Origin of the sequence: Nostoc sp. DedQUE05, from assembly GCF_034530955.1 — a bacterium.
GTDB lineage: Bacteria > Cyanobacteriota > Cyanobacteriia > Cyanobacteriales > Nostocaceae > Nostoc.
In genome coordinates this window covers 67,167-90,887 of the sequence record NZ_JAVRCB010000006.1, presented here as the reverse complement: position 1 = coordinate 90,887, position 23,721 = coordinate 67,167, and the positions used below count along the sequence as shown (strand labels likewise).

Sequence of the window (23,721 nt, the reverse complement as noted above, 5' to 3'; positions counted from 1 at the left end):
TCTGAGTGAACCAAGCCAATCAAAGGTTTCAGGCGAAAATTTATGTAAGTAAAATGTGGAAAAGTTGGTTCTAGTGCAGCTAACGCCACTTAGAGAGAGATAAACTCTCTAGGCGTAACTGCAATGACTTTCAATCCCAGAGAAACAACTATTAAATTTCTCAGACAAATAGGCTTTACCACCGGAACCAAAATTTGGCTCAGGATTTCTTGGGACTTGCCCATAGAAATGATACCTAAAAACTGGAATCACTACTGTCGCAGTGGTCAATTTGTTTACTCCCACTACATTCTCTGCGGTAAAATCACCCAGCAAGGATTTCAACTCTACTGCTGTACTTACGGAGGTCGAGACAAACAAGGCAATACCTGCTGGCGGCTGGCACCCAAACGCTATGCTGATGGTTGGGCATTGGCATTTAAAATGTCATATCTTGGTGCTACAGTCAGCTTTTACCCCAACCAACCAGACAAGGGAATCAGCAATCAGCATGTTAATCAATGCCAATGTTTGTTCTACGAAATTGATGATTTGGCATTGAGTAGGCAGCGACAAGCTGTAGACTGGCTAAAGGATGAAATGAACTTGGAACCCGCCGCCGTAGTTTATACAGGCGGGAAATCGCTGCACGTTTACTTTAAATGCAGTCATTCCTTGAATCCTGCTGAATGGCTGTACCTCAATCGCCAACTGACGATTATCCAAAACGCAGATCCAGCCATTTGCAACTTAGCTCGTTCCATGAGACTGCCAGGTATGGTTCGCAGACGGGTGGTGGATGGAATATTGAGTGCAACCATCCCTATTACCCTAGAGCATTGGTCAAACTGTCAGTACAACTTGGAAGAGCTAGAAACCGCATTTGATTCTACAGCCTTATTTCCCTACGAACTTTCTGAGCAACGCTGGCGCAAGTGGGTGCAACTTCTCACAAGAGCGAAAAATGGAGAAGTTATCGACCCACAAGCAGCGTTACTACAACATTCTATTACTGCACCTCGCTCAACCTTGCATTGCCGACGAGGGACAGTAACACAGGTTACAACCAGAGATAATCGCTCATCTCTTAAACAACTACGCGCTAGCGGAGTGTCTGTTCCTTTGTCTATTTGTTTAACTTTAAGCGATCGCATTTTACTAACTTATGGCGAATCTGAGGGAAACAGAAACAATTCTGGCTACAAATTAGCTCGTAATCTACTGGGTACATCTAATTTACTCACTAGAAACCGAATCGCTTATCATCCTGAACCACGCCAACTATTTGACCGATATTGCGATCGCTGTACACCTCCACTTGAACCAACTGAGGCGGATACAATTTGGCACAGTGCGAATAAAACAACAGCCTTTGCCAGTCGGGACTTTGGCTCAATTGTCATGAGCATTCGTAAGTGGAAGTCACACCGCAAATCAAAAAAGCAATGCGTAAGAAAACCAAAAAGATTAGTTAACGCGAGGTTGACAAAATCGATGTAATACCTTTCCAATTTCTACCCATAATCTACCGTGTACACATATCTTTGTACAGGATTAAAACGGTGTGGGACAACTCCAAAATACTTGTGTGTACACGGTAGCCCTATTCTAGGGAGACTATATGACTATTAAAGATGAGTATTGAAAGTACTATCTCTAGTTTTACTTTCCCATTTTTGGCAAATAAGACTGACGATAATTGTTCTTAGCCATCAGCCTAGCCTCACGCTTTGTCCACTGTTTTTGTAAAGGAACATCAGCCAATCTTTGCAAGAATATGAATACACTATCATCTCCAGTCAACCGAGCGATGATTTGAGCGATCGCCTTACAACAACTCCAAGGATGACGCACTACCTGAACTTCTGCAAATCTCACTACACCCCAATTGCGCTCCAAGAAAAAACGGTTACGGATTTTATCGTCATCAACATCAATGCAGTGGTGAGGTTTACCTGTATCTCCAGCATAAGGTTCATCAATCTCAATATCGAGAGCTAACCCAGAAAACCGATGGTAAAGGATAAAATCAGCCGAGTAACGTCGAGACGAACCAGGAATTTCAAATTCCACCGCTTGACAGATAAGATTTTCTAGAAAAGCACACAGTAAATGGCGAAAAAATTGCTTTTCACTGACACCTTGCTTGGCCGTACCATTTCCATTTGGTAATTGAACGCATCCTTGAAACGAAGCTTTCAAATGTTCCTGACTTGTAGAATCTTTAGTGTATAAACGTCTCACTAGTGGTGGATAAAGAATAATTGGATAGTACCCAGTAAACATAACCACACGTTTGTTAAACTTTTAGCAATCAAGAAGAACAACATCAAGACAATAACTAGAAGTTATCTAATCTAATATCCTTCCAAATATCAGAAACTTGCCATCCCGTCTTACCAACAGAAAGGACTATAGGATTATCACGCGCTGGAATATAGTTAGCTTCTTTATTACTTCCACCTATTTGTGGCTGTTCTTCAAGCATTGGTTCTTGCATATTAATAATGTCAATTTGAAAATTCTGTTCTTGTGTTTCCTCGATGATTTCTGTTTCTTGGAGTAGCTTTTCCGATTTTTTGATGAGCTTCATATCTATTTGTAGTTTTAACGCTTGACATTGACAAAATGACAATAATCTGAAATTAAGTTAATTCCTAAAAATTTGGGAGAATACCAACACAGATAGCTGCGCTATCGCGCCAACATTGATGGTGTTAAACAACCAAAGCAATGCAACAATTAACAGCAATTTTCACGAAAGTTAAAGCGCAATTGGTTACTCCTCCCATTTCAACTCTTCACCCTACACAAAAGGTCACTTCCAATTTATCTTTCAATACTAATTTAGATTCAGGCACTATAGCTATCTTAGAACAGATTGAAGCTGAATATGAATACTATCAAGTTTGTGAGAAGTGGTAGTCATGAATTTAGCACTCGCTCAACAATCCTTAGCAGGACTTTCCCAAACTGCTGCTCATCTCTGGGAACAGCTAACTAATTGTCAGACTCCTGAAGAAGAAGCTGCTATCATCACCGCTATTTGGGAAACTCAGGAAGTTCAGTCAGAAGTTGTTGATACCCAAGCAGAATTAGCATTGCAACTGGATGCTGAAATAGCGGCTATTAAGCAACGGCTAGAACATCTAAAAATTGTACATCAATCAGCATTATTAAGACTAGAACGCTGGCGACAAAAATTAGATGAAACTATTTTAGAACAAACCGCCGCAGGAATTCTACCTGAGCAAATGATTGGTAATTCACTTCGCATCACAATTCAAGAAAATCCGCCAAGTTGTGAAGTGCTAATAGATGCAGAACAATTGTCTCCAAAATACCGCAGAGAAAAGACTGTTTACTCAGCAGACAAGAAAGCTATCATTGCTGCTTGGAAGAAAGGTATTCCTGTAGATGGCACTCACATCCAGCGTAAGCGCCGAGTTATCTATGCTTTAACAGCAACGGCAATTCAAGACTTCAAAGACTCGCTTTTAACTTAGCAATAGCTTTAACTAATTGATCAGCCAACAGCAGGAATTTTACTGTTTTGTTGGCTGCTACTTATACGTGAACTAAAAAGTTTTTTATAAGTCAAGACAAGCGGACATTTCAGGTAAATACAGGGAGGGAGCAAAACAACCTATTAGTAAGCATTTCAGGCGATACCCCTAGCTCAAAAGCAAGCGATGTTTGGCGACAAGCCTTATAAGCATCTACGCTCTTAAAGCAATGGTGAATACTCCTGATTCACGATGGCTGAAACTCCTGTTTTTACTTTATCAAAAATTTGTAGAAAACTTGTTTTAGCTGTTTCTCTAACTGCTCATTTTTAGCCAACCAAACACCTGAGCTACAGTTAACTCCAAGTCTATCCCGGCTAACACTGGCAAACGCTCATCACCCTGCAAAAGTTCTGGTTGCTGATTTGGACGGAAGACCAAAATAGAACGATCTTCTGGGTCTATTAACCAACCTAATTGGCAACCACGATCTAAGCAATAGAGAATATTGCCTGTAACTCGATTTGAACTTTGTTCAGGAGAAAGAATTTCAATTGTCCAGTCTGGAGGAAGCAGAAAATCGTTGGGTGCTTCCCCATCAGCAGCAAAGGGAATACGCGACCAGTTGAAAACCGCTACATCAGGTACTATTGAGCGGATACCAAAACTACACCGCAGTTCTGGAAAGGCATAAGCAACATGAGGGCTTTCGGCAACATCGTTGATACTGTTGCACAGCCTTAACTGTAATCGGCTATGCTTCCCTTTTGGCATTGGTTTTTGAATAATCTCACCATTAATGTAAACGCTTGCAGGCTTTGTTTCTGGTAGCTTGAGAAACTCCTCCAGAGTCAGGGATTGGGTAATTACCGTAGACATGGCTCCCGAAGAAAAGCAAAGGGGATATCTTTTAGTCTAGCAGTACCGTAGTCTCAAAAACAGTTTCTACTTCTGGCTACCGCCACAACCGCTTGCACACCAGTTAACAAGGCCAAAAAAGCTATGACCGCAAAATGGCTAACACCAGAACAGGCCATTGTCAAAGCCAACCTCACTGTTACATCTGAAACCTTAAAATCTTACATTTCAGAACAACAGGGAAAAACCACTGCTGAAGAACAGTTCCAAGCTTTAGGATTGCTATTTGACAGGGAACGCTTGCGTGCAGGTAAACCTAACTTTTTGCAACTTTTAGAACCAGCAAGTGATGAAAATAGCTACGGCGAAGATGAAATCGACTCTGATCAGTTAGACAACGATGACATAGAAACATCTGCTACCAACAAGGGAAATCAACTAGAACCATTTATTTTTGAGCAATGCAAAGTTCAAATCGTTATCACTTTACTACCTACACAACAAACAGGAGATAGACCTGTAATGATTGCTGCCAGCAGTCACGGTGATTTCCCTGTAGTTACCATGCTCAAACAAGAAGAACTCGGTGATTTACCACCTGCAATTGTTCAACTATTGGACGAACTCAAAGCCGATTTTCCTAATCGCCAAATTCGCCGGAATATAGCCCAGACTAAAGCTGTCAAAACCAATAAACCGCCCACTACCCAGACTCCAGTTCGCACTGAAACTGCTAGCTCAGATACTACTAAACCAGCCAGTAATACTACGCAGATATCACTGTTTTAAATGCCATGACTATTACAAATAGTAACAAATTACTTGTTATCTACGAAGGTCAACAACACTGGATTCCAGAAGCGATCGCCATTAATGACCAATTACTACGGGATGCCTTTACTCCTCTTTGTGCTGAACTGGCAAACGCAGACATTGAGCGTCAACCAGGAGAACCCATTCATATCATCAAGAAGCCCGGTAAAAAAGGTACTTCTCCTCTAGATTGCCTGATAGTGGCTCCTGAAGAAATCAACCCCGCAGTCCAAATGTGCTACCAAATGCGTCAACGTCAGATCATCACTGGAATTGACTGGCAAAATGCAGGACAGCTATCAGTCCAGATTGAAGAGGCGATCGCATCTGGGACAGAATTTTCTGAGTCACTCAACCAAACCCTAAAATCCCTAATAGCCTGTACTCCCACCTCTAGCGTTATCCCTGAAGGTTTTTGAGTGCTGATGAAAGGAGTTGGAAATTGGCTTGAGGGGTAAATTATTGTCCAAATTACAGCAATTTGCATTTCGACTAAAATACACTCCACACCTAGCTCTGTCTCTTTCTTATTCAATTCCGACCCCCATAATAACGAGTTGCACTAAAATATGTTTCACCTCGTACCCCTCAGTATGGCAGAGGCAATCTATAGTCTTTATCAGTGCCAATTTACCTTAGATGCCACAGAATCACTCGATTATCTGGAAACCCAACTCAACATTTACTCCTTACTAGCACTGTATCAGCACTACTTTCCCACCGAATGGAAAGCCAGCCAAGCCACTATTTACCCACCTACAGATGTAGATTGCCATAGTCCCAGAGAACTGGAATTCATTGTAATGATTTACACTCATCTGTTTCCGTTATCCCACTGGACTGTAGAAACAGCCTACGAACAAAGATTGCATAGCATTCCTATTACCCCAATGGGTATTGACTGGACAATGGATGGAGAAATTGAACATCTCAAAGATGGTTGGCAACTACTTTTACCTTTTAGCCATGACAGTCGCCGTTGGCTCGATGACATACACCCAGAAGGTAGCGATTGGTTTGATAGTGAATTTGCAATTTACGAAATTACGTACAGTGACATCGACCACCCAGACAAAATTGACCACAAAAAACTGAAACGGCAGTGCCATCACTTAGATAATCCTTTAAAGTTTCTGCCTTTAACTTTAAAGCTGCTAGACCATGAAACTAAAAACCTTTGGTTAGATGAGTACGCAGACGATTATTACTACCAACCCGACTGCGCCTCTCTACCTTGGTCAAAAGCATCTATTGATTTGCTCACCAGAAAATGGCAGCAAGCCGACCGAATGCTCAACTGTGCAACCAACTTAATTGATTGGCTAGAAGCAGACTTAAAACCTCATGCTCAAATCCTACTAAAACTATGGAAACAAGCATTGAAACCACGTTAATCGACGTTACATCGACACCAATTCTATCCAGTGAAATTCTACGAGCAATTTTGGCAGACCCTCCCCGAAAATCTCCAGTAATTCAAGCAGAATTGCTGTTTTTGGATGGTATTTACATCTTCCACCACCGAGACAAAGAAATTGCCGATGCTCATATTTACAAATGTATCTCACCGGCAGCCCTGAGAATTGCTTTCAGCAATGAACCCATTGATACTGGTTGGATGGAACCAGGAATTGTGCGTTGGGGTACGAGCAGTACAGACACATATTTGGTAAAATTTATCCCACCAGCCACTCATACGATCAATTGCGATGAACTTGGTTCTTTAATCGTTCCGCTACCTGCAATGGTGTTTGTGGGCAAGGGATTAAAGTATTGGGTTTGGGCAATTCAAGAACAGGAGTTTACTCCTCAAGCAGCAGCTTTTCATGTGCCACTACCCAATGTCTACAGTTCTGGACAGGTGTGTTGGGGAGTGAACGAACCACCTGCTGCTAATGGTTTATCAATTAACCATGCTTGGAATTTGTTTATTTCTACTATTTTCACCAACCATTTAACAATAAGTAAATCACAAAAATACCGCAAGGATGTTCGCCAGCAACTTCTAAAACTGCACAAAAGATGTAGACGCGCAACCTATCCTGTATCTGACCTTGTGCCTATCGGCAATCAGAAAAGTGTCGCTATGCTTGTGCAGGAAATCCTCGATGAACCCATTGCTTGAGGGCATTATTGGTTACAAAATTGTCACAACTTCATCTCTACCAACACATACCAGCAGTGGACTAGAGTACCTTTATGCCGGAAATGGCATCTTTGCAAGAGCCATTCGTCCTGGCATAGAGGTATTAATGCCCATTTGCTTGAGTGACCAAACTATCAAAGGGCTACCTCACCTAACACCTTATCTCAAAGTCACTCCCTTAATTCCCAAACCGCTACTACTCGAAATGTGGCGGTCGAGTTATCAAGCTGGCAATCAATTTCATGAAATTCTCTTTCACCTCCACTGTACTGATGCAGGCTGGGATTTACAATTCCCAGAGCAAATTCAAACTCCAACTAGCTGCCAACCAACTCATTATGGCAGTGATTCTTCCCACCAGAAAGCAGCTGTAGATATCCATTCTCACGGTTCCTTACCTGCCTTTTTCTCTACCACTGATAATGCTGACGAATCTGGCTTTCGCATCTATGGAGTACTAGGTAGAGTTAATACCCTGAAACCAGAGATTAAAATACGGGTTGGACTGTTTCGCCACTGTTGGGATGTACCTGCTAGAGCAGTGTTTGACATCGACGGAGACTTTTTTATGGTTGATGTCTCACTTTCATCTAACTGTAAATTTTACAGTACCGATGTACCGCCTGTAAATGTGATGGAGAAGCTATAAAGGTGAATTTTAATTTAGCAAATGCCTGTTCCCTCACCAATACCTATATCAACTTAACCAACCGTACTATGGAGCTAAATCTTGATTTGGCAAATGCTTCTCCTGTCGTGACTGTCAACTACTCGAAGATAGAACTGTGGCTAGTTGGGTGTGGCGGTACTGGTTCTTGGTTGGCTCCTTCTTTGGTTCGGTTAGGCAGAGTTCTTTCTCAGCAAGATAAACAGGTGAAACTCTACTTTGTTGACCCGGATCGTGTTGAGTCAGCTAACGTTTTCCGCCAGTGCTTCTGTGATGCAGAAATCGGACTCAACAAAGCCAAAACCCTGGCGCTGCGCTACTCCCTGGCTTGGAAGATGGAAGTTACAGCGATCGCTCAACCCTTCCAACCCAAATGGATTGTCCCCAGTTACAATACCCTAATTGTTGTCACTGCTTGCGTAGATAATGCCAAAGCCAGAGAGTCAATTACCCAAGTACTTCAGCACAACACTCATCGCGCTGCGCCTCACATTTGGCATTTGGATTGCGGCAACTCCAAACGTAGTGGTCAAGTACTATTAGGTTCCTATCTGTCTACTAACCCCAATGACTATGATTTTGAGGCTTTAGGCTGCTTTCGCTTACCTGCGCCAACTATACAGCAACCCGATCTACTGGTTTCACAACCAGAAGAGTTGGCAGACAACAACTTGTCCTGTGAACAAATGGCCTTGCTCAATAGCCAGTCCTTGAGTATTAACCAGCGAGTTGCTGCGGAAGCCTTTGATTATTTGTTGCAATTGACAACAGGGAAATTACGACGATTTGCTACTTATTTCGACTTAGAGAGTGGTAGCGGAAAATCTTTGTATACAACGCAAGCCAGTATTATGCAGGCGATTCTCTTGGGTCACTCGTGTGCGTAAGCGTAACCCATCGTAGACATCGCTCCCCTCTGAAGTTAACAACCAAGCACTGTACAGTAGCAATTGTACAGTGACTTCAATTGAGCAAACCAGCCCGCAACGCTAATACAGCTGCTTGGGTGCGATCGCTTGCACAAAGCTTATTCAAAACCCCACGCACATATACTTTTACACTTCCCAAGCTGAGATAAAGTTTCTGAGCAATCTCGTTATTGCTATAGCCTTGGACAATTAACTCCAAGACTTGCATTTCCCGATTTGTCAGTGGATCTGCTTCCAGAATGCTTGCTTGCTCTGGGTCAATTGTAGAGATCGTCACTGTCTGAGTAGTATTCGGTTTCGGTTTTACCACAGCCGCCGGAGATTGACGAGTATGCTTGAGAACAATACGAGCGATCGCTGGATCAATCCAAGACTGACCTTCATGGGTGATATGCAGCGCTTCCAACAACAACTCGAACTTAATTGTCTTCACACAGTAAGAGTCTGCCCCGGCTGCAAACGCTGCCAGTACCATCTGCTCTTTGGCAAAGGAAGTGAGCATCATTACTTTAGTCTGTGCAGCAGTTTCCGACACTAGAGATTCCCGAAACTGCTGCACCAGCCATATCCCGTCTCTATCCGGCAAGCCAATATCAACGATCGCTATGTCTGGTTTTGTACTTTGGAGCAGTTTCAACCCATTGGAGGCTGTAGCTTCATCACCCACGACTTGGATATTTTCTTGCTCGTTGAGAGAACTACGCATCCCAATCCGCGTTAAGCTGTGGTCTTCAATAATTGCTACTCGAATATCTCCCATCATTTACCTCAGCAGCTTGGTAACTATACTTTTTTAACTGTCGAATATCGTTTCAAGGAAAGGATTACTCCATCGGACGAAAAATTTTGGCTGAATAGCTAAAATTTGGCTATTTAGATGCAAAGCGGCATTTCAATGTTATTAAACCTCATCCAGGTTGAAACCAGTAGTTTTTACAGTATTAGCTGAAAAGTTTATATATCAAAAACTACATATCTCAACTAGCTTTGAAAAAGCTTCAATGTTCAAAATGGACATCGTTTAATCTGAAAATTCTCTGGAAAAATCTTCCTAAAGTATAAAAAAATATAAAAGCACTGAAGTTAAACTGAAACCAATACAGTTTATTCTGACTTGTGTCCACATCATACTTAGACGAAGATGTAACTTATTTCTAAGCGAGAACCCTGGCTCTTACACATAGGCAGATTAACAATTGCGTTTTATGAAGAACACTTTATCTTGGAATATAACTTCAGAACAAAGAAACCAAAGAATTCTGCTGGTGGATGACTCAGCTGACAGCCTCCGCTTGCTGCAAGTCACCTTAAAGCTGAAGGGATACAACGTGATCATAGCCGACAGTGGTGCTGAAGCATTGCTAAAAATTGCCGAATCTCCTCCCGACTTGGTACTCCTAGATGTAGTGATGCCGGATATGGATGGCTACGAAGTTACCCGACAAATTAAGCACAATTCAAACTTACCTTTTATCCCAATTTTGCTGGTGACAGGTTCTGAAAAATCAAGTGTCGTCAAAGGTTTAGATGCAGGTGCAGATGAATTTATTCGCAAGCCGATAGATAAGAAGGAATTAATGGCCAGGGTGCGGGCTTTGCTGAGACTGAAACACAGTATGGACGAACAACTGTTACTCATTCAGCGACGGGAAGATTTTGTGACCCGCCTCACTCACGACCTGCGAACTCCGCTGATAGCTGCTGACCAATTCCTAAAGTTGCTGCAAAGAGGTGTTTTTGGCAATACCTTATCAGCAATGCGTGAATCTTTAGAACAAATGGCTCAGAGTAACCAAACTTTGTTGTCAATGGTCGATACCTTGTTAGAAGTTTACCAGTATGAAGCTGGAGGCAAAACTTTGGATTTCTTTGTGGTTGACCTGTGGGAATTATGTCAGCAAGTAGTGCAAGAACTAATGCCTTTGGCTGATGTTAAACATTTAACTCTCAAAGCTGTCTTGACAAAGGGTACTGAAGCTTCTTTAGTTAGAGTTAAAGGCGATCGCCTGGAACTACGCCGACTCCTCACTAACTTAGTTGGTAACGCCATTCGCTTCAGTGATGCTGGGTCAGTAGAAGTTCGCCTCAATTCCACTGTTCAAGGGGTAACGATTGAAATAGAGGATACAGGTATTGGCATGAATCCAGAAGAACAATTACTCTTATTCGATCGCTTTCGACAAGGCAAGCATCAACGTCGGGGGAACGGTTTAGGATTATATTTGTCTCGTCAAATTGTTGAAGCCCATCAAGGAAATATTTCTGTTTCATCGACTGTTGGGAAAGGCAGTGTATTCACAGTTTATTTACCTGTGCAAACAGCTTATTCAAAAATGTTATCAGCATAAAAAGTTTGGTAAATTGAGCTTAAGGATTTGCACCGAAATAATCTACCTACTTTATCAAAAAAATGATAATCAAGGTTTTCAGTTATTCAAAAAGGTAACTTATTAATGCGTGCTTCTTAAGGTAAGTTTTACCAAGATTCATCTGGTTCAGGTGGACGCCAACCACGAGTAGTTGAACTTTCATCACCTAGTCTATCAATTGCACCAGGATTGCTATTCAGGAATTCATCTAAATCTTCATATCCACTTGGATAATAAAAACCTGATGTAGGTTTGATAGGATTTTCCTTAATTATTATGCTTTCACCAGGTTTGAGATGAGCATATTCGGGGTAATGCTCATCTTGCGATATATCATCAGAAGGAACGATCAACTCATCTCCTGGTGAATCTGGGTCATCGTCATAAAGCATTATTAATAAACCATCTTCTAGCCGTTGAATTCTTTTATTCATAAAATCTAGTGGTAGCTTCAAAATTGTGTAGCTTAAGTAACACAGTGGTAAAATTATAATACGATTAAAAGCGTTGTTCAGCTATTTAACTTTCTTGGAAGTCTGCTAGCAGAGCTAATACCGTATAAAATACCGTCTGCCATGAAATCAGTAAATTATCCACTTGGATGATTTTATCGAGTGTAATTTCGTGCCAAGGTGAATATTGCAATCTCATGCTTGCTAGATAAGCTATCTAATAGATTATTGGTAATGGATTTAACCACTAGAGTCTTACAAGGTTCTGGTCTGAGCATACCTATCTTTGATGGGTCGTATAACAATGGTAAAGGGAGATATTTATCTGAACCAGAAATCATTAAAAATTCTCTGCTTGAACAAATGTTTGAAGCAGAAGATTTACAATCTCTACTACTGGTTAAAATTGACAGTAAAAATCCAGATGCCAACCATTTAAGACAAAGAACCTTTCAGGATGGAATTCGACGCAAGTTAGCTTTTAGTTCTGGCAATAGTTATTACTTTGCGGATGATTCATTGCATAAAAAAATTAGACGCTTATTTGCTACAGAACCGGATACTGCCTGTCGCTATGGTTCTTTACTAGTTAGCAATTGCTATAAAGGCTCAGAAACTTTTACAGGGTTGCGAGTCAAAATAGTGGACTTTGAAGATCCACAATATGCTGATTATAAAACAGGAGACTGTCACGGCAAGATTTCGCCCCAACTTGCCAAACAATTAGGAGGAGAAGGCAATTGTCCATTCCAATTTCGGTTTGCCTGGAGGAGTAATTGGGCTGAATCAGATAATTCTCAGTGCCCAAAAACCAGCTTCTTATCCAAAGGTACTTTCCTACCCGATGCGACTTTGACTGATGCTAAAGGCTACGACATTATTATGGATCGTTCCTCAATTAAAGGCATTAAAAAGTCGGAACTCAAAAACTTAATCCCCTGTGGTGACTATGAGTTTCCCCAAGCGGTAATCGGTAATCGAGGTAACGCCAAAGCCACCAGCTACGATAATAGTTGGCAGTTTACCATTTGGTACTCAGAAGAAGCAGTCAAACAAGATTTGAGCAAACCCACCGAAGAAAAAGCTACAGAACTTGCCGAGTTACAGCGCAATCCCTTGGTGTTGGCAAAATACATCATCCAACAATATGATAAACAACAGCGATCGCAGCAAGAGCAGTCAGAAGAAGCTTTTAACGAAATTGAGGGTAATGCTAGCAATCAAGCACAGGAATCTCGCTGGATTTCCCTATTACGCAGCGATAAATATGGTCAATTGATTGAAACCCCCAAATTCCGCAAGTTTGCTACCGATTACATAGCCAATCAATGGCGTGACTTAGCGATTAAGGGAGGATACAACCATAATTCGGGTATGGCAATGCCGTGCGATCGCCTAACTCGTGGCACAATCTGTGTACCCCATCTACCGGAAGGAGATGTCATTCTCACCCGTTACCCCATCGTCAATTCAGACAACATCCGCCTCTACAGTAACATCCACGACCCAGAATTGAGGAAAACTCGCAACGTAGTTTGGATTCACCCCAAGGATGCCGAGGAATACCACCAAGCCGATTTTGACGGCGACCAATTAATGGTCAGTTCTGCCAGTAAACTGCCTAATATTGCTCAAGAAACTCTCCGCGCAGGTGAACCGGGAAGATTTGAGCCAGTTAAACAACGCCCAAAGCTGGCGTATACGGAAATCACAGATGAAGAAGGCAACTTAAAATACAAAAACTTAGCAGAGATTGCTGCTGCCAGCAGTCAAAATAAAGTCGGGCTAGTAGCAACAAACATTGGGCGCGTACAGTCATCAATGCCCCAAGACAGTGAGAATGTGGAGCGATTTGAAAAACGACAAAGGAAGCTACTAAACCGTCTATTTCAGGCACTTCAGGTTGAGGTAGATTCGCCCAAAAGTGCAGAAAGATTGGAAGATATCAAGGAAATAGGTGGGGAAAATTTGCTCGCCGATGCCAAAAAATGGTCAGAGTCTCACCCCAGTTACTTTTTTGACTTTAAAAAAGATGAACGGCTTTATCGCTCTTTTGCCATGCCTGCGGATGCTCCCGGCTCAATTAACGTCATTGCAAGAGTTGTAGTCAATCCTTTGTGGGAACCAACACGCATTCGCAGCAGAGATAGGCATGAGTTTCGCTACCTATTTCCCAAAGAGACGCTATCTGTAGATGCCTTGGAATGGGCGGAGGAACTGAAAACAAGGTTTCAGCAAGCTAGAGACGAAATTAAGGAACGGGTGGGAGATGACAGGGAAGCCTTTAATGAGGAACTAGGGAAGCTCTACGAAAGCTATCGGGCGGAAATTGATGAATTATTCACCAATCCAGAAGAGAGGTTTGTAAATCCTGCGGACAGGCTCAGTCAATGCGTAGCGTCTCGCAGAGAAGGCGCGGCGGCACTATGGCACACACAACACACCCGTCCAGAATTAGATCGGCATCGCAAAGACTGTTTGAAGCTGGCAGAACAGATGGAAATTACGTTTTCGTTTCAGCATGATTATGAACTGCCAAGCGTTGCATTACCACAGGATATTTATGTTTTGAGTGTTCCTTTCGGTGCAGGTGCTATTAAATGGAAAGAATCTTTAGAACAAAAGGGAATTAAATTTGATGCTACGATTCATCCTCAATTACCTCTGATTGAATTTGCTTTGAAAGACTTATCCCCCAAAGTAGTTGATAAATTAGTTGCTAAATTTGGTGAAAACATTAACGATTTAGATGAACTTAATATTCCGAAGGATTTGAGAATTATCCCGCCAGCAGATCATAGTTGGGCAATATCACGTCAGGATTCAGGTGTTGGTGCTTTGGCATATAACCTGTTTACAGAGGAAGTATGTCAGCAGCTTCAGGATTTTCAGTTTGATGAAATTAAAGTGTTGGGTATCAAATACAATCACTTCGCCAATGAAAACTTTGCTAGTAAGCAATGGAAAAAGCGCAGCGTTACTTTGGAAGTAGGAGTTTTTGAGTTACCCGAATCACACCCAGAGTTTTATCGTTACAACGGTACACCGATATTACAGATTGATGGTAAGAATTTAGGCACTTTTGCTCCCGATAGTCCGAAACTGCCGATTGGTGCCACATTTGCCGCTACTTTGCAACCAGATGGCTCTAGTATTATCCTCAAGGTTAATCCTGAGTCAATCAATCTGCCAGAAGTTCCATTACCGGAATCAGAACCAAAGTTAGATACTGCTGGGGAATTCCGAGCTATTCACCGCGAACTCTGGCGTAAAGAAATGTTTGATAATTTGGTAGGAGCGATCGCTACTACCTACGAACAGCGACAAGCCAATCAATCTGCAAGTAATGAAATTGAGCAGTTTAAAATTGGTAGTCATTGGACTGCTTATGTGCAACCTAGTGGTGATTTTATTGTGCGAAATGAAGGTAAGCGGACGATTTGTCGAGGCAATCTCCAAACGGGTGAGGAGATATTTCCACTTTCAGAAGAACGTGCAAGTGAGCTAGAAGCGATGATTTTAGAAAGAGAGCGATTACTTCACAGAAAACATGGATTATCACACAATGGACACCATATTAGCAGTCAGGATATAGAGTTGAACTAAAGTGGTAAAGGAGATTATTTAACCCACATTCCGCACTTCAAATTGAAGTACAAAGAGATTACGTCAAGAGAAAAGCAAAAAAATCAGGATGATTAAGACTCGTAGTACTGAACGAATCTACAGCATGACAATAAATAATCAAACACAATATATTTGATGGTATGTAAGCACTAAAAATTTGAAGAGCAATTATTGTTTCTTCGATGTTGATAAATTTTTCTTCGCTTTCCAAAAATTGTCCACTTTAAGAGCTGATTCGTAAACAAAAGCTTAAGATGCCATTCGCTTGACCATCAGACGAATCAATGAGCCATAAATCATTGCTTCACTTAACTCTGTGTACAACTCATAATCCTTGCTCAAACGCCGAAATCGATTAAGCCATCCAAATGTACGTTCGACAATCCATCGTTTCGGCAATCGCTCAAATGTTTTCGAGTTTCTTTGAATCACCTCAACACGAACCTGTTCTCCGCAAACTTGTTTAACGGCTTGAGCAAAGTTCTCACCTGAGTAGCCCTGATCTACCCAAACAACTTCCAATTTGGACAATTCTTCAACAGCTTCGTGTAGCACGACCACAGCTCCTAAACGCTCTGAGGCATTGGCTTCGGTCACTAAAACACCAATCAACAATCCTTGCGAATCTACGACGATATGGCGCTTACGCCCTTTAACCTTTTTACCACCATCGAAACCGTAGACCTCCCCTTTTTTTCCGTCGTCTTCACCGACTGAGAATCCGCGATGTCTACGACGGGCTACGCCTACGCAACGGTAGAATGTTCATCTCTTCCTACGTCTTGTCGTAGTTGATGGCGCACAAGACCCGTGAATCTGCTGCCAAATACGCAATGCGATTGCCATTTCTGAAAGTACCCATACACCGTTGTGTAAGGAGGAAGGTCATGAGGCAGCATTTCCCACTGACATCCGGTACGTTGCACGTAGAAAATCGCATTCAGAATTTCTCGTAAATCTACTTCTACAGGATGACCAAATCCCTTGGGTATAGGTAAAAGAGGCTTAAGAATTAACCATTCCCCATCACTTAAGTCACTTGGGTAGGGTTTGCGGTGCGGATTTTCTATTGCAGGTAGACGGCTCATCGACAACAACATAACTTCACTTGATTTAGCCTATAACTTGAGTAAAGCCAGATTCAGTCTTCTTTAGGTTTTCTTTACGAATCAGCTCTCATGAAACCCGTTATTATATTTCATCTTTAAATGAAACTGCTCAAGAATTAGCTGAGCGAATTAGAGGATATTGGGGTGTTGAAAATAAAGTCCACTATGTTAGAGATGTTACCCAAGGCGAAGATAAATCTAGAATTCGCACTACCCCCCTCCCTCAAAATTTTGCGCTCGCTCGCAATTTTACACTCAATTTATACCGCGATCAGATGTTTAAAAATATGGCACAAGCCCAACAACTCTGCTCTTTTGGTTTAGACACACTCAAACAACTTTTTAGAATGAAATAGCCCTGGGGGTAGTTGCAGTCATAGCCAAACTAATTAATCCTCTAAGTCGAAAATTTTGCTTCTTCATCCCAATACTTTACAAAAATTCCAAGACCAACACCAGAACAATCTTCTGGTGCAAGAGCTACCCTTACCTTTGTATCCAAATCATTAGTTTTATTTATGTAATATTTGTCAAAACTTTTCCCAAAACTGTATCCTAAAGCACAGCTTTTTAGACAATAATTAGGTTCCTAGGTATTGATCGCAGAGCGATCGCAAAACTTTTCGGTCTACTGAATTTGGATGCCTTTCGCCAAGGAGCGCCAGAAGTGATTCATGTTGCAGATCGTTTTCACTTATTGCGAAAGCGAGTTGACCAAACACGGAGGATATCGCCGGGTCAGAGATTTGCTGTCTGCGAAGAAAGTAGTTGATACTCTGCCAGAAGAACTTAGAGAAAAGATTACTAAACCATCCCAGACACACTCCTTACTCCGGTTGGTCAAAACTCTTGACAAGTTACACGAAGCTGTTGCGATCACAACCAAAGAAAAACCCTTCCCCACTGCCGCCGATTTTGCTAAAGCAGTACAACTTGTCGCACCAATAACGAAACGCGCTACAAAAAGCGAAAACCCTAAAACGCAATTGTGTAATTTTGTCACTGTTTCCTCACAATCGCACCCTCGTTAGGGAGCAATGCGATTTTGTGAGATGACCCCCACCTGGAGAGTGATCGCTAATCAAATCTTACATATTAAATTAATATTTAATACAACAATCCTAGTAATATTGCTTAGAAAATACAACTTGTACCATCTGATATTGAATCATAAATTTCTATTTCTTGTCATAATTTATATAGGAGTAATTATTATTTATTTATATACTTTTTATTTAGCATTTAAATCTTTACAGATATTATTATACAACCCATTATTACTTGGTTAACTTATTTATTTAGATTATTTTTCTAAATCTATGTATTAGATAAGGAAAACAAAATCAATAAATTATTACGCATCATATTAGTAACAAAATTTTATGTTACTATTCAAAATAGGTTTTATTTACTAATGCTCAAAAAAAATAATTCAGTTAAGCTAACATAGTTTTTGAACATTTAGTAACAGCTTACCGATACTAAAAATTGGGCGTTGCATAATTAAAGTATGAACTGTCCTCATTGTACATCAAGCCATAATTTATAGTAGTAATACTACATATTGGCTTAAAAAACGACAAGATACAGGGATAACGCTTTTTAGTAAGTACAAAAAAGTTAACTTGATAGTTCTTTACCAATTAATAATTGGAGATGCATCACTATGAGTTTTTCTGATTCTGATTCTATGCTAGTGACAGAGCTTTATGATGAGCAATCGTTTGAACAATCACAACAAAAGTTAACTCAAGAAGTACAAGGCTTTGACTATGCTGTTCTCAGCCCGCAAGTCCGAATTGTTGTCCAGGGCAAAACCTCTGAACTTAAGAGTTTGATGCGTAAGACCGCTCAGGACATCATTGATATTGGGCAGAAGTTGATCGAAGTAAAAGAACAGTTAGGTCACGGAAATTTCAGAGCTTGGCTAAAGGCTGAGTTTGACTGGAGTGTAAGAACAGCAGGTAGATTTATGCAAGTAGCGACTCAATTTAAATGTGCCAATTTGGCACATTTGAACATTGCTGTTTCAGCCCTTTATCTTTTAGCAGAACCATCTACCCCTGAAAAAGCTCGTAAAGAAACCTTAGAACTCGTTAAAGAAGGTGAGAATATTACCCACACTAAGGCTAAGGCAATTGTCAATCGTCATCAAAAGCTAGCTCAACCTAATGCTCTCAAGCCAGCTATTATCGACATCTCTGCTAAGGCAGAGGAAGGCAATTCATTTACTCTATCGCAGCCAAACCAATCTCCGCAAATTCATTCTCAGCTAGAACCAAAAAATGAAGCCAACTCAGCGGCAATAGAACTATCGATTGAGACTGTACCTACTATAGGATGGGAGCAGAGATTAGAGTACAAAGCTATTGAAAAAAGTGACTGGGTTCCCAAAGAATACTCAGAAGTAGCAACCCAATTACAGCCTAAACTCTGCAATCATATACGTGTCCTTAATATCGAAAATCAAAACTCAGAGTTGGTTACGAACACAACTCAGACTTTTGATCTGACCTTTGCTGGTATCCGTGTTGATTTTGAAGGCGACCCAGAAGTATTGATCATCTTATTTAAACAAATGCAGAAGAATCCAGCCTTTACAGAGGAAGTTCTACAATATGCTAAATTCCTTGCTGCAGGGGTGAAATGAGCAACCGTGCAGAAAGTTACGCTAAGGAATTGATGAGCCGTTTTCAATATCCCGATCACTAGGGATAAACTTGTACCGATTGATCTATCTGAAATTTAAAAGCCTCAAATCCTTACTGTGCCGTACAAAAAAACTGTAGCAAATAACCTATAGGTTAATTGGTACATTGAGAATTGCGAAAAATATCGAATTGCATAATGCTTATCCAGTAAGGGTTACAGCCTTAGCGTAACTATCTGTATGATTGCTCATTTAGCCCCCTGCAGGAAGTTGTGCTGCAAAAAGTTGTTGAGGTCATGAAAACCCTCTCGCCAAGCTTGACTTATGCAACTGGCATTGCGTTTGAAGAAATACAACGTTTCTCAACCACTTTCATAAGGGGAGCAACGAGTATTAATGAACACAATTATTCGCGATGAGAGAACTTATGTATAAAATTGTTCAAAGACTGCTAGGCTGAAGAAAAAAATTGAAAATAGAGTTGCAAAAATTGTCTCAACTATCAGCTATCCATTGACATCGCAGATATAGCATAATACCTGCGTTATCTTGAAGCCAAAACTTTTTGCTCTACCCATATTCAGGTAGTTCAGATCATTATAAATTCTTAGGATGGAAAAATTAAATGATTCATGAATCAGTGATCAGTTGTGTTGGTCAGACACCACTAGTCTTTTTACGTAGATTATTCCCCTATCAAGGCCTCGATATTATTGCTAAACTGGAGTTTCTAAATCCAGGAGGTAGTGTCAAAGATCGTCCGGCTCGTTTTATTATTGAACAGGGGCTGCAAGATGGAACTATTACTCAAAAAACTCATTTAATTGAAAGTACGTCTGGTAACCTAGGTATTGCTCTGGCAATGGTTGCACGAGTTCATAAACTTGCATTCACGTGTGTAGTAGATCCTAAAATCTCACCAGTGAATTTGCAAATACTGAAACTTTTAGAAGCCAATATTGAAATGGTTTCTGAACCTGATGAGCAGGGAGGTTATCTAAAGTCAAGAATTCAACGAGTGCATGAATTATTGCAGTCTATTCCTCAAAGTCAATGGATTAACCAGTATGCTAACCAATTAAACTGGAAAGCACACTACTACAATACTGGTAGTGAAATTGTTGCAAATCTAGATAAGCCCATTGATTGTCTTGTTACCGCTGTCAGCACAACAGGAACAATTCTGGGAGTATCCAGCCGTCTTCGCCAGCAATTTCCTAACTTACGAGTTATTGCTGTTGATGCAGTAGGTTCGGTTATTTTTGGAACACCTTCGGGACCACGAGAGATACCTGGAATTGGGGCAAGTCGAATACCTGAGCTCAAAAGTCAGCTTGAGGTGGATGAGATTATTTACGTTAATGATTGGGAGTCTGCACAAGGCAGCCGTGCTCTTCTTAAGCATGAAGGTATCTTTGCCGGTGGTTCGTCGGGGTCAGTCATTGCTGCTATTCAGAAGCTTCTTCCTACCTTACCTTCTCCTTACCGTATCCTGACTCTTTTACCTGATCGAGGAGAGCGTTACCTGAATTTGGTTTATGATGATAATTGGTTAGCACAACTATCTTGTCCAAAGACATCTCCCATTTTCTCTACTCTTACTTCTTAACGACACTGCGTTTTCAAATCGAATTTATCTTCCGCGATGCTAAACAGTTTACCGGGCTGAGTGATTGTCAAGCCCGTGATGTTAAAAAGCTTGACTTTCATTTCAATGCCAGTTTCACTGCCTTAAATCTTGCCAAGCTCGATGCTCATCAACAGCAGTCTGCTCAAAAACCCTTTATCTTTTGTATGGCGAGTGTCAAGCGACGGGCACTCAATGACCATTTGCTCGACACCTTTATTTCAATGTTAGAACTCTCGCCGACTGTAATTAAATCCCATCCTAACTACCAAAACCTACGATCTTACGGCGTTATTGCTGCTTAATTTTGTCCAGAGTATTGTCTACATAAGCTTTACGTCAAGTGTTTCTTGAAAAAGGGGTAAAATAAGCGTTGTGTAACACCCTGTTAGGGTGAAGCATCATGAAGTGTGTTTTATGAGAATTATAAACAGCCGTCCATCTGCTCGTGCTGGAAATGTTTGTATTTGTTGGAAACCAGCCTTTTTCCACGCCCGCAGGGCACGTTCATTAAACGCTGCCACTGTAACACGAAAGATTGTGGAGTGAAACGTTGACTGTGCAAAATTCACGACATCTGCAATATACCTTTGTCCCTGTCCTTGCCCCGTTAAGCCGGGGCGAACTCCTAATCCAATGTCTAGTGCAGTGTTTGTGTAATCGCCTCCTGGTACTTGGGCATCCTCACCAAAGCAGCAAAAGGCAACCAGTTCATCATGAGCATCAATAAGACAATAGTAACCATTCTGAGGGTCCAGATATGATTGAATGGCCTTTTCTATTTCGCTGGGATTAGACACACTATTGTACACATCATATGGCGCATTATACCGCCAGTGAACAATCTGAGTTGCATAAGCTACATTTATCGGTTTAAAGAAAAATGACATTAGTAGTACTCACAATTGGTAGTTCTGTATTTGCGAATTGCAAGCTTATCGCAATTATTTCATCTCCTTTTATTTTAGTCATTATCGACAATAGACCATAGTCAAGAGGTGCTTGCGATCGCAACAACTGCCGAAGAACGTATACAGATAGAACTCTTGCCGCCAGATTGCTTGAGCCTTGAGACAACCAGACTATGGGTTCGTAAAGAGGCTTGTCTGAAGGCTATTGGAATAGGTTTACTCATCGAGCTTGCAACTTTCCCCGCATGGAACATCAAGCAACAATGGACTACAGTGATTTTTGGAAGTTATGTTCTAGCGGTGAATGACTTCTGCTGTGGTGAAGATACTGTTGTCAGTATTGCAACGACACAAAGTACTCCCATATTTGTCAGACACTACAGTCTTGACTGGTCTGCTATTGCCAAAGATATAGGAGAAATAGAATGAGTAGCGTAAATAATTCTCTTGAGCCTGGATTTAATTTCAATACAAACAGCTTTAACGTCGATACGACTATGCTTTTTAACAGTGAAGAAATAGCAGCCGTCATGAGGGAAGTTTTGGACATTCCGACATTTACTGCCCACGACAACTTTCTCTTTCTAAGTGGAAACTCCCTGCACGCAATCCGTATTGCTCAACGTCTGAGTCGTCAGTGGGGGAGAAGGGTAAATGCTGCAGATGTACTTGCTCATCCAATACCGACTGAACTCGCTGAGTACTTTGTGAGTGCCATTTCCGAAAAGCTACCACTTCAATCAGTGACAATGAGTACTGCAGGTGCTACATGGCAGTGGCCATTATCCTCAGCACAACGACGCATTTGGATACTGCACGAGTTAGACCCAAAACGGTTGGATCACTTGGTAACAATTTCGCTGGAATTGAATGGGACGGTTGAAGTTGATAGCCTAACTAAGGCGTGGGCTGAGGTGTTTGCCCATCATTCTATCCTACGGATGCGAGTGAGCATAGAAGAAGGCGATCCTATTGCAGTTGTTGACGTTGATTCTGACGTTGTTATGCCATATCTAGATCTCGTTCACATACCTCCCACAGTGCATGAACGGCTCTTAAACGAGCGACTTAACAAACTGCGGGGTGAACCCATGAACCTTGAAACTGGACCAATCACTCGAACTTTGTTGATCAGGCGAGAAGAACATCTCTACCATCTAGAGTTAATAGTGCATCACATTGCCTGTGACGGTTGGAGTGTTGCACTGTTGGTGGACGAGCTTCTGAGTGCCTATTTACAAATCCGTAAACACAAGCAACCTGAACGACGAAAAAGCTCCTTTTATTATGCTGACTATGTGCGGTGGGAACGTGAGGTCGAGTCACTCAGGTGGGATGAAATGGAGAGTAGAATAATTCAGCGACTCCTACCGCTGCCAGAAGAACTACATTTGCCTGTCGAACCCCGATACTGGGACGAATATCAAGACGGTGATGAAATTATATTACCAATTAACAAAGACTTAACTTGTGAATTGCAGCGTGCTCGGATTGCTAGCCGCGAAACTTCCTTGACTCTAGGTTTGTCTGCCTTAGGCATTCTGCTTGCTCGGCTCACTGGACAAGATGATATGCTTGTGTCCGTGCCTTTAGCCAATCGGCCAGCTCCTGAACACGAACTGATCATTGGTGACTTCGTCAATATAGGTTTAGTGCGTATAAACTTGCATAATACTAATAACCTCCAGGAATTGATCAGGCGAGTGAGCGCAGAGACTGCATATCTGCTAGAGACTCAATCCTTTCCGTTTGATCGGCTGCTGACACGACTAAGATCCCAAGGTTATCCGCTGGACGCTCTAGCAAGACGGGTCGCATTTACCGTACAAAACTTTCCACGTACTCAGAAGCCTCCTGAAGATGCTGGTTTCTCCCTTTTGTGGCATGAGCCTCCCGAGCGACAAAGCAAGTTCGATTTAGTCTTTACTCTTGACGAAGACCCCTATATGCCTAGTTTGATAGTAACTTTCCGTCCATCGTTTTTCCGTAAAGAGACAATTGAGACTTGGGCTAAGCAATATCTCGCTGCACTCAGCAATCTTGCAAGGGTTTTAAATGCAAACACTAAGGAAATCTAA

The 23,721-nt window shown here is 41.5% G+C and carries 25 protein-coding genes and 1 pseudogene; 18 read left to right on the top strand and 8 right to left on the bottom strand.

Annotated elements, in window-relative coordinates; translation table 11 throughout:
• The first annotated feature begins 123 nt into the window (after positions 1–123).
• On the top strand, positions 124–1,479 hold the full coding sequence (locus RMZ42_RS06310) for a hypothetical protein (protein WP_322670596.1): 1,356 nt from the start codon (positions 124–126) through the stop codon (positions 1,477–1,479).
• A gap of 162 nt (positions 1,480–1,641) precedes the next feature.
• Here RMZ42_RS06310 and RMZ42_RS06305 read toward each other — a convergent pair whose 3' ends face one another.
• Positions 1,642–2,265 carry a hypothetical protein gene (locus RMZ42_RS06305; RefSeq protein ID WP_322670595.1) on the bottom strand — a complete coding sequence of 208 codons (624 nt, stop codon included), beginning with the start codon at positions 2,263–2,265 and terminating at the stop codon, positions 1,642–1,644.
• Between the two features lie 55 nt (positions 2,266–2,320).
• Entirely contained in the window at positions 2,321–2,572 is a 252-nt protein-coding gene (locus tag RMZ42_RS06300; RefSeq protein WP_322670594.1) for a hypothetical protein, read from the bottom strand.
• 334 nt (positions 2,573–2,906) lie between these two features.
• Between RMZ42_RS06300 and RMZ42_RS06295 the strand changes: the two genes are divergently transcribed.
• Entirely contained in the window at positions 2,907–3,485 is a 579-nt protein-coding gene (locus RMZ42_RS06295; RefSeq protein ID WP_322670593.1) for a siphovirus Gp157 family protein, read from the top strand.
• Positions 3,486–3,800: 315 nt separating this feature from the next.
• Here the strand turns inward: RMZ42_RS06295 and RMZ42_RS06290 are convergent, their stop codons facing one another.
• Positions 3,801–4,364: a Uma2 family endonuclease gene (locus tag RMZ42_RS06290; RefSeq protein WP_322670592.1), complete on the bottom strand. Its 564-nt coding sequence runs from the start codon at positions 4,362–4,364 to the stop codon at positions 3,801–3,803.
• Between the two features lie 123 nt (positions 4,365–4,487).
• Here RMZ42_RS06290 and RMZ42_RS06285 point away from each other — a divergent pair, with 123 nt between their 5' ends.
• From RMZ42_RS06285 to RMZ42_RS06260, 6 genes are all read left to right on the top strand, one after another.
• Positions 4,488–5,132, top strand: coding sequence for a hypothetical protein (locus RMZ42_RS06285; RefSeq protein ID WP_322670591.1), 645 nt, complete (start codon positions 4,488–4,490; stop codon positions 5,130–5,132).
• Positions 5,133–5,137: 5 nt separating this feature from the next.
• Entirely contained in the window at positions 5,138–5,575 is a 438-nt protein-coding gene (locus RMZ42_RS06280; protein WP_322670590.1) for a hypothetical protein, read from the top strand.
• A gap of 150 nt (positions 5,576–5,725) precedes the next feature.
• Positions 5,726–6,550: a hypothetical protein gene (locus tag RMZ42_RS06275; protein WP_322670589.1), complete on the top strand. Its 825-nt coding sequence runs from the start codon at positions 5,726–5,728 to the stop codon at positions 6,548–6,550.
• On the top strand, positions 6,523–7,281 hold the full coding sequence (locus RMZ42_RS06270; RefSeq protein WP_322670588.1) for a hypothetical protein: 759 nt from the start codon (positions 6,523–6,525) through the stop codon (positions 7,279–7,281). Before RMZ42_RS06275 ends, RMZ42_RS06270 begins: the two co-directional genes overlap by 28 nt.
• Positions 7,265–7,951 carry a hypothetical protein gene (locus RMZ42_RS06265; RefSeq protein ID WP_322670587.1) on the top strand — a complete coding sequence of 229 codons (687 nt, stop codon included), beginning with the start codon at positions 7,265–7,267 and terminating at the stop codon, positions 7,949–7,951. The genes RMZ42_RS06270 and RMZ42_RS06265 overlap by 17 nt, the downstream gene beginning before the upstream one ends.
• 2 nt (positions 7,952–7,953) lie before the next feature.
• Positions 7,954–8,856 (top strand): ThiF family adenylyltransferase, encoded by a 903-nt coding sequence (locus RMZ42_RS06260; protein ID WP_322670586.1) that lies wholly within the window; start codon positions 7,954–7,956, stop codon positions 8,854–8,856.
• 76 nt (positions 8,857–8,932) lie between these two features.
• On the opposite strand, the gene RMZ42_RS06255 is transcribed toward RMZ42_RS06260, so the two are convergent.
• On the bottom strand, positions 8,933–9,658 hold the full coding sequence (locus tag RMZ42_RS06255; protein ID WP_322670680.1) for a response regulator transcription factor: 726 nt from the start codon (positions 9,656–9,658) through the stop codon (positions 8,933–8,935).
• A gap of 445 nt (positions 9,659–10,103) precedes the next feature.
• Between RMZ42_RS06255 and RMZ42_RS06250 the strand changes: the two genes are divergently transcribed.
• Positions 10,104–11,246 carry a hybrid sensor histidine kinase/response regulator gene (locus RMZ42_RS06250; protein WP_322670585.1) on the top strand — a complete coding sequence of 381 codons (1,143 nt, stop codon included), beginning with the start codon at positions 10,104–10,106 and terminating at the stop codon, positions 11,244–11,246.
• Positions 11,247–11,374: 128 nt separating this feature from the next.
• Here RMZ42_RS06250 and RMZ42_RS06245 read toward each other — a convergent pair whose 3' ends face one another.
• Both RMZ42_RS06245 and RMZ42_RS06240 read right to left on the bottom strand, forming a co-directional pair.
• Positions 11,375–11,701 (bottom strand): hypothetical protein, encoded by a 327-nt coding sequence (locus RMZ42_RS06245; protein WP_322670584.1) that lies wholly within the window; start codon positions 11,699–11,701, stop codon positions 11,375–11,377.
• An 85-nt stretch (positions 11,702–11,786) separates the two neighbouring features.
• Positions 11,787–11,918 (bottom strand): hypothetical protein, encoded by a 132-nt coding sequence (locus RMZ42_RS06240; RefSeq protein WP_258169890.1) that lies wholly within the window; start codon positions 11,916–11,918, stop codon positions 11,787–11,789.
• A gap of 35 nt (positions 11,919–11,953) precedes the next feature.
• Between RMZ42_RS06240 and RMZ42_RS06235 the strand changes: the two genes are divergently transcribed.
• Positions 11,954–15,325, top strand: coding sequence for an RNA dependent RNA polymerase (locus RMZ42_RS06235; protein WP_322670583.1), 3,372 nt, complete (start codon positions 11,954–11,956; stop codon positions 15,323–15,325).
• Between the two features lie 270 nt (positions 15,326–15,595).
• Here the strand turns inward: RMZ42_RS06235 and RMZ42_RS06230 are convergent.
• Positions 15,596–16,434, bottom strand: a protein-coding gene (locus RMZ42_RS06230; protein ID WP_416211794.1) for an IS5 family transposase whose coding sequence is annotated in 2 segments (ribosomal slippage) — positions 15,596–16,099 and positions 16,102–16,434 — 837 coding nt in all. Because the reading frame shifts where the segments join, the coding sequence is not laid out codon by codon here.
• 80 nt (positions 16,435–16,514) lie between these two features.
• Between RMZ42_RS06230 and RMZ42_RS34665 the strand changes: the two genes are divergently transcribed.
• From RMZ42_RS34665 to RMZ42_RS06210, 5 genes are all read left to right on the top strand, one after another.
• The gene (locus RMZ42_RS34665; protein WP_416211796.1) at positions 16,515–16,811 is read left to right on the top strand and encodes an ISAs1 family transposase; all 297 of its coding nucleotides are present in this window, start codon (positions 16,515–16,517) and stop codon (positions 16,809–16,811) included.
• 318 nt (positions 16,812–17,129) lie between these two features.
• Positions 17,130–17,486, top strand: a complete 357-nt coding sequence (locus RMZ42_RS06225) for a hypothetical protein (protein WP_322670582.1) — start codon at positions 17,130–17,132, stop codon at positions 17,484–17,486.
• A 635-nt stretch (positions 17,487–18,121) separates the two neighbouring features.
• Entirely contained in the window at positions 18,122–19,105 is a 984-nt protein-coding gene (locus tag RMZ42_RS06220; RefSeq protein WP_322670581.1) for a DUF3102 domain-containing protein, read from the top strand.
• 625 nt (positions 19,106–19,730) lie between these two features.
• Complete coding sequence (gene sbnA, locus RMZ42_RS06215) at positions 19,731–20,714, top strand: 2,3-diaminopropionate biosynthesis protein SbnA (protein WP_322670580.1); 984 nt, start codon at positions 19,731–19,733, stop codon at positions 20,712–20,714.
• Complete coding sequence (locus tag RMZ42_RS06210; RefSeq protein WP_322670683.1) at positions 20,672–21,037, top strand: hypothetical protein; 366 nt, start codon at positions 20,672–20,674, stop codon at positions 21,035–21,037. The genes sbnA and RMZ42_RS06210 overlap by 43 nt, the downstream gene beginning before the upstream one ends.
• A gap of 96 nt (positions 21,038–21,133) precedes the next feature.
• On the opposite strand, the gene RMZ42_RS06205 is transcribed toward RMZ42_RS06210, so the two are convergent.
• Positions 21,134–21,622: a GNAT family N-acetyltransferase gene (locus RMZ42_RS06205; protein ID WP_322670579.1), complete on the bottom strand. Its 489-nt coding sequence runs from the start codon at positions 21,620–21,622 to the stop codon at positions 21,134–21,136.
• A gap of 108 nt (positions 21,623–21,730) precedes the next feature.
• Here RMZ42_RS06205 and RMZ42_RS06200 point away from each other — a divergent pair, with 108 nt between their 5' ends.
• From RMZ42_RS06200 to RMZ42_RS06195, 3 genes and pseudogenes are all read left to right on the top strand, one after another.
• Entirely contained in the window at positions 21,731–22,072 is a 342-nt protein-coding gene (locus RMZ42_RS06200) for a 4'-phosphopantetheinyl transferase superfamily protein (RefSeq protein ID WP_416211793.1), read from the top strand.
• A pseudogene (locus RMZ42_RS34660) lies at positions 22,069–22,335 on the top strand (phosphopantetheine-binding protein); the annotation flags it as partial. The gene RMZ42_RS06200 and the pseudogene RMZ42_RS34660, both read left to right, overlap by 4 nt.
• Before the next feature lie 57 nt (positions 22,336–22,392).
• Positions 22,393–23,721: a condensation domain-containing protein gene (locus RMZ42_RS06195; protein ID WP_322670578.1), complete on the top strand. Its 1,329-nt coding sequence runs from the start codon at positions 22,393–22,395 to the stop codon at positions 23,719–23,721.

What these genes read in the sequence shown, in the direction of transcription:
- RMZ42_RS06310 (WP_322670596.1), top strand. Translation starts at nt 124, where the DNA reads ATGACTTTCAATCCCAGAGAAACAACTATTAAATTTCTCAGACAAATA.
- RMZ42_RS06305 (WP_322670595.1), bottom strand. Translation starts at nt 2,265, where the DNA reads ATGTTTACTGGGTACTATCCAATTATTCTTTATCCACCACTAGTGAGA.
- RMZ42_RS06300 (WP_322670594.1), bottom strand. Translation starts at nt 2,572, where the DNA reads ATGAAGCTCATCAAAAAATCGGAAAAGCTACTCCAAGAAACAGAAATC.
- RMZ42_RS06295 (WP_322670593.1), top strand. Translation starts at nt 2,907, where the DNA reads ATGAATTTAGCACTCGCTCAACAATCCTTAGCAGGACTTTCCCAAACT.
- RMZ42_RS06290 (WP_322670592.1), bottom strand. Translation starts at nt 4,364, where the DNA reads ATGTCTACGGTAATTACCCAATCCCTGACTCTGGAGGAGTTTCTCAAG.
- RMZ42_RS06285 (WP_322670591.1), top strand. Translation starts at nt 4,488, where the DNA reads ATGACCGCAAAATGGCTAACACCAGAACAGGCCATTGTCAAAGCCAAC.
- RMZ42_RS06280 (WP_322670590.1), top strand. Translation starts at nt 5,138, where the DNA reads ATGACTATTACAAATAGTAACAAATTACTTGTTATCTACGAAGGTCAA.
- RMZ42_RS06275 (WP_322670589.1), top strand. Translation starts at nt 5,726, where the DNA reads ATGTTTCACCTCGTACCCCTCAGTATGGCAGAGGCAATCTATAGTCTT.
- RMZ42_RS06270 (WP_322670588.1), top strand. Translation starts at nt 6,523, where the DNA reads ATGGAAACAAGCATTGAAACCACGTTAATCGACGTTACATCGACACCA.
- RMZ42_RS06265 (WP_322670587.1), top strand. Translation starts at nt 7,265, where the DNA reads ATGAACCCATTGCTTGAGGGCATTATTGGTTACAAAATTGTCACAACT.
- RMZ42_RS06255 (WP_322670680.1), bottom strand. Translation starts at nt 9,658, where the DNA reads ATGGGAGATATTCGAGTAGCAATTATTGAAGACCACAGCTTAACGCGG.
- RMZ42_RS06250 (WP_322670585.1), top strand. Translation starts at nt 10,104, where the DNA reads ATGAAGAACACTTTATCTTGGAATATAACTTCAGAACAAAGAAACCAA.
- RMZ42_RS06245 (WP_322670584.1), bottom strand. Translation starts at nt 11,701, where the DNA reads ATGAATAAAAGAATTCAACGGCTAGAAGATGGTTTATTAATAATGCTT.
- RMZ42_RS06240 (WP_258169890.1), bottom strand. Translation starts at nt 11,918, where the DNA reads ATGAGATTGCAATATTCACCTTGGCACGAAATTACACTCGATAAAATC.
- RMZ42_RS06235 (WP_322670583.1), top strand. Translation starts at nt 11,954, where the DNA reads ATGGATTTAACCACTAGAGTCTTACAAGGTTCTGGTCTGAGCATACCT.
- RMZ42_RS06225 (WP_322670582.1), top strand. Translation starts at nt 17,130, where the DNA reads ATGTTGCAGATCGTTTTCACTTATTGCGAAAGCGAGTTGACCAAACAC.
- RMZ42_RS06220 (WP_322670581.1), top strand. Translation starts at nt 18,122, where the DNA reads ATGAGTTTTTCTGATTCTGATTCTATGCTAGTGACAGAGCTTTATGAT.
- sbnA (WP_322670580.1), top strand. Translation starts at nt 19,731, where the DNA reads ATGATTCATGAATCAGTGATCAGTTGTGTTGGTCAGACACCACTAGTC.
- RMZ42_RS06205 (WP_322670579.1), bottom strand. Translation starts at nt 21,622, where the DNA reads ATGTCATTTTTCTTTAAACCGATAAATGTAGCTTATGCAACTCAGATT.
- RMZ42_RS06195 (WP_322670578.1), top strand. Translation starts at nt 22,393, where the DNA reads ATGAGTACTGCAGGTGCTACATGGCAGTGGCCATTATCCTCAGCACAA.